Genomic DNA, 7,166 nt, shown 5'->3' on the forward strand with positions numbered 1-7,166 from the left:
CCTGACGACTGCTCATGGCGACGGCCTGGGCCTCGGCGAGGGGGCCGGGGCGGAACTGCACGAGCCGCACCGCGATGTGCGCGTTGCCGCTGCCCCGCCAGTTGGCCGCGGCGGGTGGTGCGGCGGGGGCCGGAGCCTCGGCCGCCGATGGTGCGGCGGCTGGAATGGGTACTGCCACAGCGATATTCGGAACACCGGGGACCGCGGGAGTGGGTGGGATCGCGATCGACGGAAGCGCCGGAACGGCCGGGACCGAAGGGATCGGGATCAGCAACAACAGCAGGGGCGAGGCCGAGCCGACCGCCGCCGAACCGACAGCGGCGGAACCGACAGCGGCCGAGCCCGCACCCGCGGAACCTACCGCGGCGGAACCGGCGGCAGCGGAACCCACTGCGGCAGAACCTGTTCCGAGGACAGCCGAGCCCGCGCCGAGGGCGGCCGAACCGGTACCCGCGGCGGCCGAGCCGACTGCGGCCGAGCCGGTACCGAGTACCGCGGCGGCACCGGCCGAACCCGTGCCGAGTACCGCCGCGGCACCGGCCGAACCCGTGCCGAGCACTGCGGCGGCGCCTGCCGAGCCGGTGCCGAGGACGGCGGCCACGCCAGCGGAACCGGTACCGAGAACCACCCCGAGACCTGCCGAACCGGTACCGAGCAGCACTCCGAGCCCCGCGGAACCGGTACCGAGGACCACGCCCGCGGCGGCCGAACCCGCGCCTGCCGCGGCCGAGCCCGCGGCGGCCGATCCGGAGAGCGGGCCCGCGACTTCTTTCCTGGGAACGTCAGCGCTGGACTGGCCGGGGATGGTGAGCGGGGTCCATTCGCCTTCACCGGCGACCGGGGCGCCCGCCTGCGGAGCAACCGGGTCGGAACCGGGAGCCGGGTTGGTCGCCTGACCGTTGCCGTTGCCTTGGGTCTGCCCCTGACCGGGCAGGCTGAGCTCATCGGGCTTGGGAGTCGGAGTGCTCTGACCGCCGTTGCCACCGCTGCCGTTGCCCTGCCCCGAGCTTCCGCTGCCGGGGGCCTGCGCGGCAGGCGTCGGCGGCTTCTCCGGGGCCGCCGTGGCGACCGCGGGCCCTAACAACGCACAGCCGGCCAGCACACTCGCAGCGGCAAACACGCGCAACATGCGACCAATGGCCATGCGCTAGATCATCCCCTTAGTTATTCAGCGCAGAATTACCCCCGGTCGCGACACATTCCGGGATCGACGAACAGTAGCCCATAGTAAACCCACGGTCCCGGGACCGCAGAAGAGAGCAAGAGTCGTCCAGCCCCCTGGACGTGTGTGACATGCCATAAGTGCAGGCCGGGGACATTTCCCCGGCCGCACGCCTCAAAGTTTGCTATGCACCGTACACAGGCTCCGGCGGGGTGCTCTTCTCGATCAGTTCCTTGACGACCGGACCCAGTTCGGCGGGGTTCCAGCGAGCGCCGCGATCGACCGGGGTGCCGTGCATCCAGCCCTGCGCCAGCGCCACCTTTCCGCCTTCCACCTCGAACATCCGGCCGGTCACCCCGGCGGATTCGGTGCTGCCGAGCCACACCACCAGCGGTGAGACGTTCTCCGGAGCCATCGCGTCGAAGCCCGCGTCGGGGGCGGACATGGTGTCGGCGAAGACCGTCTCGGTCATCCGGGTGCGGGCGGCGGGAGCGATGGCGTTCACGGTCACGCCGTAGCGCCCGAACTCGGCCGACGCGGTCAGTGTGAGACCCGCGATACCTGCCTTGGCTGCGCCGTAATTGCCCTGGCCGACGCTGCCCTGCAGACCGGCGCCGGAGCTGGTGTTGATCACGCGGGCGTCCACCGGGCGGCCCGCCTTCGACTCACCCCGCCAGTACTCGGCCGCGTGCCGCATGGTGGCGAAGTGGCCCTTGAGGTGCACGCGCACGACAGCGTCCCACTCGTCCTCGCCGAGGTTCACCAGCATGCGGTCACGCACGAAGCCCGCGTTGTTGACCAGCACGTCGAGGCCGCCGAAGGTGTCGACGGCCTGACGGATCAGGCGGCGGGCGCCTTCCCAATCGGCGACGTCGTCGTAGTTGGCGACGGCCTCGCCACCGGCCGCGACGATCTCGTCGACGACCTGCTGAGCGGGGGTTTCCGTGGTGGCTGCGCCGTCGAGGGCGGTGCCGACATCGTTGACCACCACGCGGGCGCCCGCCGCGGCGAAGGCCAGGGCGTGGGCGCGGCCTATTCCGCGGCCTGCGCCGGTGACGATTACGGTGCGGCCTGCGCAGATCACCTGGTCAGTCATGTGTAGCTCCTGTGTTTATTGGCGGCTGGCGCCGCGGGATTTTCGGCCCTGAGGGCCTCACATCCGAAGGGCGATACTGCGCCTTCGGCGTTCCGTCTCGCCCTTCGGATGCGAGGCGGCCGAAAATCGTGGTGGTTGGGTTGGGTGGGTGGCGTTGGTTGCGGCAGGTGGGGAATGTTCAGTCGCTGGACGGGATGACTACTGCGGGTTCGCATCGGCGGCTAGTTGTTCGTGTTGGCGGCGTCCAGGAAGGCGGGGCGTTCGCCGCCGCCGTGGACGAGCAGGGCGGCGCCGCTGATATGGGCGGCCAGGGGGGAGGCCAGGAACAGCGCGGCGTTGCCGACGTCGGCGGGGTTGGCCAGGCGGCCGAGGGGGACGGTCTTCGCTACGGCGGCGACGCCGTCGGCGTCGCCGTAGTGCAGGTGGCTGAGTTCGGTTTCCACCGGGCCGACGACGACGGAGTTGAGCCGGACTTTCGGGGCCCATTCGACGGCCAGCGAGGAGACCAGGTTGTCCAGGCCCGCCTTGGCCGCGCCGTAGGCGGCGGTGCCGGGTGAGGGGCGGTGGCCGCTGACGCTGGTGATCATCACGATCGAGCCGCCCGCGTCCTGCTTCTGCATCAACGCGTTCGCCTGCTGCGAGATCAGCAGCGGCGCGAGGAGGTTCAGCTCCACGATCTTGGCGTGGAATTTGGGGCTCGCGGCGTCGGCCATCGCGAACGGCGCACCACCCGCGTTGTTCACCACATGGTCGATCCGGCCGTGCCTGGCGACGATCTCGGCGAACATCGCCGGCACCGCGTCGACATCGCGCACATCGCAGGTGAGGTGTTCGGTGCCGCGGTCCCCTACCGTGATCGGCTCGTCGGCCGGTCTGCGTGCGCAGGTCAGCACCGTCGCACCCGCGGCGAGGAAGGCCCGGCTGATTCCGGCGCCGACACCTCGGACGCCACCCGTCACCAGAACGATCTGCTCGGAAAGGTCGATTTCTACAGCCACCGTGTTAACCTACCAAGCAATTGCTTGCTTTGTCTCGGGTTCGCCGGGGCGCGCACGAGGAGACATCGCGATGGGGATAAACCGTCACACCGAAGCCGACGGGGTAGAGGTCGTCACAGTCGACTACCCGCCGGTCAACGCCCTGCCCTCGGACGGCTGGTTCGCACTGGCCGACGCCGTCCGGGCAGCGGGCCGCAACCAGGAGACCCGGGTGGTCGTGCTGCGCGCGGAAGGCCGCGGGTTCAACGCGGGCGTCGACATCAAGGAGATGAACGCCGACGTCGGCCATACCGCGCTGATCCGCGCCAACCACGGCTGTTTCGACGCCTTCGCCGCGGTCTACGACTGCGAGGTGCCCGTGGTCACCGCAGTGAACGGCTTCTGCCTCGGCGGCGGCATCGGCCTGGTCGGTAACTCCGACGTCATCGTCGCCTCCGACGACGCCACCTTCGGCCTGCCCGAAGTGGACCGTGGCGCGCTCGGCGCCGCCACGCACCTGTCCCGGCTGGTCCCCCAGCACCTGATGCGCACCATGTTCTACACCGCGGGCAAGCTCACCGCCCAGCAGCTGCACCACTTCGGCTCGGTGTACAAGGTGGTGCCGCGCGCCGAACTCGACGCCGCCGCGATGGACGTGGCGAAGAACATCGCGAACAAGGACGGCCGCGTGATCCGCGCCGCCAAACGCGCGCTCAACGGCATCGACGTGCAGGACGTGCACCGTTCCTACCGCTACGAGCAGGGCTTCACGATGGAGCTCAACCTCGCCGGTGTCGCCGACGAGATCAGGGCGCGCTTCGACGACGATCTCGCCGCGCAGAAGAAGGAGAGCTGAAAGCCATGCGCGACAAGAGAATGACCCTCGACGAGGTGGTCGGTGAGCTGCGCAGCGGCATGACCATCGGCATCGGCGGCTGGGGTTCACGACGCAAGCCGATGGCGCTGGTGCGCGCCCTGCTGCGCTCCGATGTCACCGACCTGACCGTGGTCACCTACGGCGGTCCCGACCTGGGTCTGCTGTGTTCGGCGGGCAAGGTCCGCAAGGCGTACTACGGGTTCGTGTCGCTGGATTCGGCGCCGTTCTACGACCCGTGGTTCGCGAAGGCGCGCACCGAGGGCGCGATCACCGTGCGCGAGATGGACGAGGGGATGGTGAAGTGCGGGCTGCAAGCGGCCGCCGCGCGACTGCCCTTCCTGCCGATCCGGGCCGGGCTCGGATCGGCGGTGCTCGACTTCTGGGAGGGCGAGCTGAAGACCGTCGCGTCGCCGTATCCCGCCGCCGACGGTCGTGTCGAGACCCTGGTCGCGATGCCGGCGTTGAATCTCGACGCGTCGTTCGTGCACCTGGATCTGGCCGACAAGCACGGCAACGCCGCCTACACGGGCGTCGACCCGTACTTCGACGATCTGTACTGCCTGGCGGCGGAGCGTCGCTACGTCTCGGTGGATCGCATCGTCGAGACCGAGGAACTGGTGAAAGCCGTTCCACAGCAGTCGATCATCCTCAACCGCATGCTGGTCGACGGTGTGGTCGAGTCGCCCGGTGGCGCGCACTTCACCTTCTCCGGCAGCTACGGGCGCGACGAGAAGTTTCAGAAGCACTATGTGGCGGCCGCGAAGACGCCGGAGTCGTGGGCCGAGTTCAAGGCTCGTTACCTGGATGTCTCCGAAGAGGAATACCAGTCCGCTGTGGCCGCGTTCGCTGAGGAGCAGAAGCTATGACAATTACTCGTGCCGAGGTCTGCGTTGTCGCCGCCGCGGAGATCTTCCGCGGGGCCGGTGAGATCATGGCCAGCCCGATGTCGACGGTCACCACCATCGGCGCCCGGCTGGCCCGGCTCACCTTCGAACCCGACCTGCTGCTCTCCGACGGCGAGGCGCTGTTCTTCGCCGAGGTACCGGCGATCGGCGCCAAAGCCCCTGTCGAGGGCTGGATTCCGTTCTCCCGAGTGTTCGACGTGGTCGCCTCGGGCCGTCGCCATGTGGTGATGGGCGCCAACCAGATCGACCGGTTCGGCAACCAGAACCTGTCGGCCTTCGGTCCGCTCCAGCAGCCGACCAGGCAGATGTTCGGTGTGCGTGGCGCGCCAGGCAACACCATCAACCACGCGACCAGCTACTTCGTGCCCCGCCACAACAACCGGGTGTTCGTCGAGAAGGTCGACATCATCTCCGGAATCGGTTACGACAGAATCGATCCCGAGAATCCCGCGTATCGCTTCCATCATCTGCACCGGGTGGTGACCAACCTGGGCGTGTTCGACTTCAACGGTCCCGACCACACCCTGCGCGCGCTGTCGCTGCACCCGGGCGTGAGCGCGGCCGAGGTCGCGGAGAACACCTCCTTCGAGATCGCCGAGCTGGGTTCGGCGGGCGAGACCAGGCTGCCGACCGAGGAAGAGCTGCGGATCATCCGAACCGTGCTCGATCCCAAGGGTTTCCGGGAGAAGGAAGTGACGGCGTGAGCGGTCAGCGGCCGGAGGCGGCAGCGGAGCGTAACCACGCAGGCCGCCCGAGCACGCCGAGAGGAGACAGTATGAGCGCGCGCTTGCGGACTCCGCTGACCGAGCTGGTCGGCATCGAGCACCCGGTCGTACAGACCGGCATGGGTTGGGTCGCCGGCCCACGACTGGTCGCGGCCACCGCCAACGCGGGCGGACTCGGCATCCTCGCCTCGGCGACGATGACGTTCGAGGAGCTCGAGGCGGCGGTCGCCAAGACCAAGTCGCTCACCGACAAACCCTTCGGCGTGAACATCCGCGCCGACGCCACCGACGCGGGCGAGCGCATCGAGCTGCTCATCCGCGAGCAGGTACGCGTCGCGTCCTTCGCGCTCGCGCCGAAGAAGGAACTCATCGCCCGGCTCAAAGACGCCGGTGTCGTGGTAGTTCCGTCGATCGGTGCCGCCAAGCACGCGGTGAAGGTGGCGTCCTGGGGTGCCGACGCGGTGATCGTGCAGGGCGGTGAGGGCGGTGGGCACACCGGCCCGGTCGCCACCACGCTGCTGCTGCCGTCGGTGCTCGACGCGGTCGATATCCCGGTGATCGCGGCGGGTGGCTTCTTCGACGGTCGCGGCCTGGCTGCCGCGCTGTCCTACGGCGCGGCCGGTGTCGCGATGGGCACCCGCTTCCTGCTCACCCAGGAGAGCACCGTTCCCGAGGCCGTGAAGCAGGAGTACCTGGCGCGCGGCCTCGGGGACACGGTGGTGTCGGTGAAGGTCGACGGCATGCCGCATCGGATGCTCAACACCGAACTGGTGACCAAGCTCGAGCACTCCGGCGGCTGGCGCGGCCTGTCGGCGGCGGTGTCGAACGCGGCCAAGTTCAAGAGCATGACCGGCATGAAATGGTCGACGCTGATGCGTGACGGTCTGGCCATGCGAAAGACCAAGGACCTCAGCTGGTCTCAGGTCGTGATGGCGGCGAACTCGGCGATGCTGACCAAGGCCGGTCTCGTCGAGGGCCGCACCGACGCGGGCGTGCTGCCCGCGGGCCAGGTCACCGGCATCATCGACAGCCTGCCGACGGTGGCGGAGCTGATCGACGGGATCGTCGCCGACGCCATCGCCCGGATCGAGGCGGTCTCGGCGCTCACCGTCGAGTCCGCCGCCGAAGCCCACTGACCCGGAGCCGTACCCGGCTCCCGCCACGAACTCGCCCCGATCGACGGCCCTGAGCCAACCGTCGGTCCCACGGGGGCGATCGAGCACCGGACCCGATGCCGCACTCACGAGGTGCGCATCGGGTCCGGTGCATTTTCGGTTCAGGGCGTCTCGTAGTCGCGACACGCGCCCGAACCCGCTCCCGACGGCGCCCGGTCGCCTAAAGTTTGCCGGACATCGACATCGCACCGGGAGGTCGCATGGACGCCGAGTTCTCACGGCAGGTCCACGGCTCTACGGTGCCGGTAC

The 7,166-nt window shown here is 69.1% G+C and carries 6 protein-coding genes and 1 pseudogene; 4 read left to right on the forward strand and 3 right to left on the reverse strand.

The annotated features are described in order from the left end of the window. The 3 genes and pseudogenes from ACFWF3_RS18140 to ACFWF3_RS18150 form a co-directional block, all read right to left on the reverse strand. Positions 1-1,144, reverse strand: a pseudogene (locus ACFWF3_RS18140) (hypothetical protein); the annotation flags it as partial. A gap of 202 nt (positions 1,145-1,346) precedes the next feature. Further along, positions 1,347-2,258, reverse strand: coding sequence for an SDR family oxidoreductase (locus tag ACFWF3_RS18145; RefSeq protein WP_378990659.1), 912 nt, complete (start codon positions 2,256-2,258; stop codon positions 1,347-1,349). A gap of 221 nt (positions 2,259-2,479) precedes the next feature. Further along, complete coding sequence (locus ACFWF3_RS18150) at positions 2,480-3,256, reverse strand: SDR family oxidoreductase (RefSeq protein ID WP_379314553.1); 777 nt, start codon at positions 3,254-3,256, stop codon at positions 2,480-2,482. A gap of 70 nt (positions 3,257-3,326) precedes the next feature. Here ACFWF3_RS18150 and ACFWF3_RS18155 point away from each other — a divergent pair, with 70 nt between their 5' ends. The 4 genes from ACFWF3_RS18155 (at position 3,327) to ACFWF3_RS18170 (ending at position 6,878) form a co-directional block, all read left to right on the forward strand. After that, complete coding sequence (locus tag ACFWF3_RS18155) at positions 3,327-4,091, forward strand: enoyl-CoA hydratase family protein (RefSeq protein WP_056818882.1); 765 nt, start codon at positions 3,327-3,329, stop codon at positions 4,089-4,091. Then, a complete protein-coding gene (locus ACFWF3_RS18160) occupies positions 4,088-4,978 on the forward strand; it encodes a CoA transferase subunit A (protein WP_266297857.1) in 891 nt (296 codons plus the stop codon). The genes ACFWF3_RS18155 and ACFWF3_RS18160 overlap by 4 nt, the downstream gene beginning before the upstream one ends. Continuing rightward, the gene (locus ACFWF3_RS18165) at positions 4,975-5,721 is read left to right on the forward strand and encodes a CoA-transferase subunit beta (protein WP_379314554.1); all 747 of its coding nucleotides are present in this window, start codon (positions 4,975-4,977) and stop codon (positions 5,719-5,721) included. The genes ACFWF3_RS18160 and ACFWF3_RS18165 overlap by 4 nt, the downstream gene beginning before the upstream one ends. A 71-nt stretch (positions 5,722-5,792) precedes the next feature. Further along, on the forward strand, positions 5,793-6,878 hold the full coding sequence (locus ACFWF3_RS18170; RefSeq protein ID WP_379314555.1) for an NAD(P)H-dependent flavin oxidoreductase: 1,086 nt from the start codon (positions 5,793-5,795) through the stop codon (positions 6,876-6,878). The last annotated feature ends 288 nt before the right edge of the window (positions 6,879-7,166 follow it).

The organism is Nocardia sp. NPDC060220 (genome assembly GCF_042727815.1).
Taxonomy (GTDB): Bacteria; Actinomycetota; Actinomycetes; order Mycobacteriales; family Mycobacteriaceae; genus Nocardia.

Excerpts from the sequence above, each read along its gene's own strand:
- ACFWF3_RS18145 (WP_378990659.1), bottom strand. The coding sequence starts at position 2,258 with ATGACTGACCAGGTGATCTGCGCAGGCCGCACCGTAATCGTCACCGGC.
- ACFWF3_RS18155 (WP_056818882.1), top strand. The coding sequence starts at position 3,327 with ATGGGGATAAACCGTCACACCGAAGCCGACGGGGTAGAGGTCGTCACA.
- ACFWF3_RS18165 (WP_379314554.1), top strand. The coding sequence starts at position 4,975 with ATGACAATTACTCGTGCCGAGGTCTGCGTTGTCGCCGCCGCGGAGATC.
- ACFWF3_RS18170 (WP_379314555.1), top strand. The coding sequence starts at position 5,793 with ATGAGCGCGCGCTTGCGGACTCCGCTGACCGAGCTGGTCGGCATCGAG.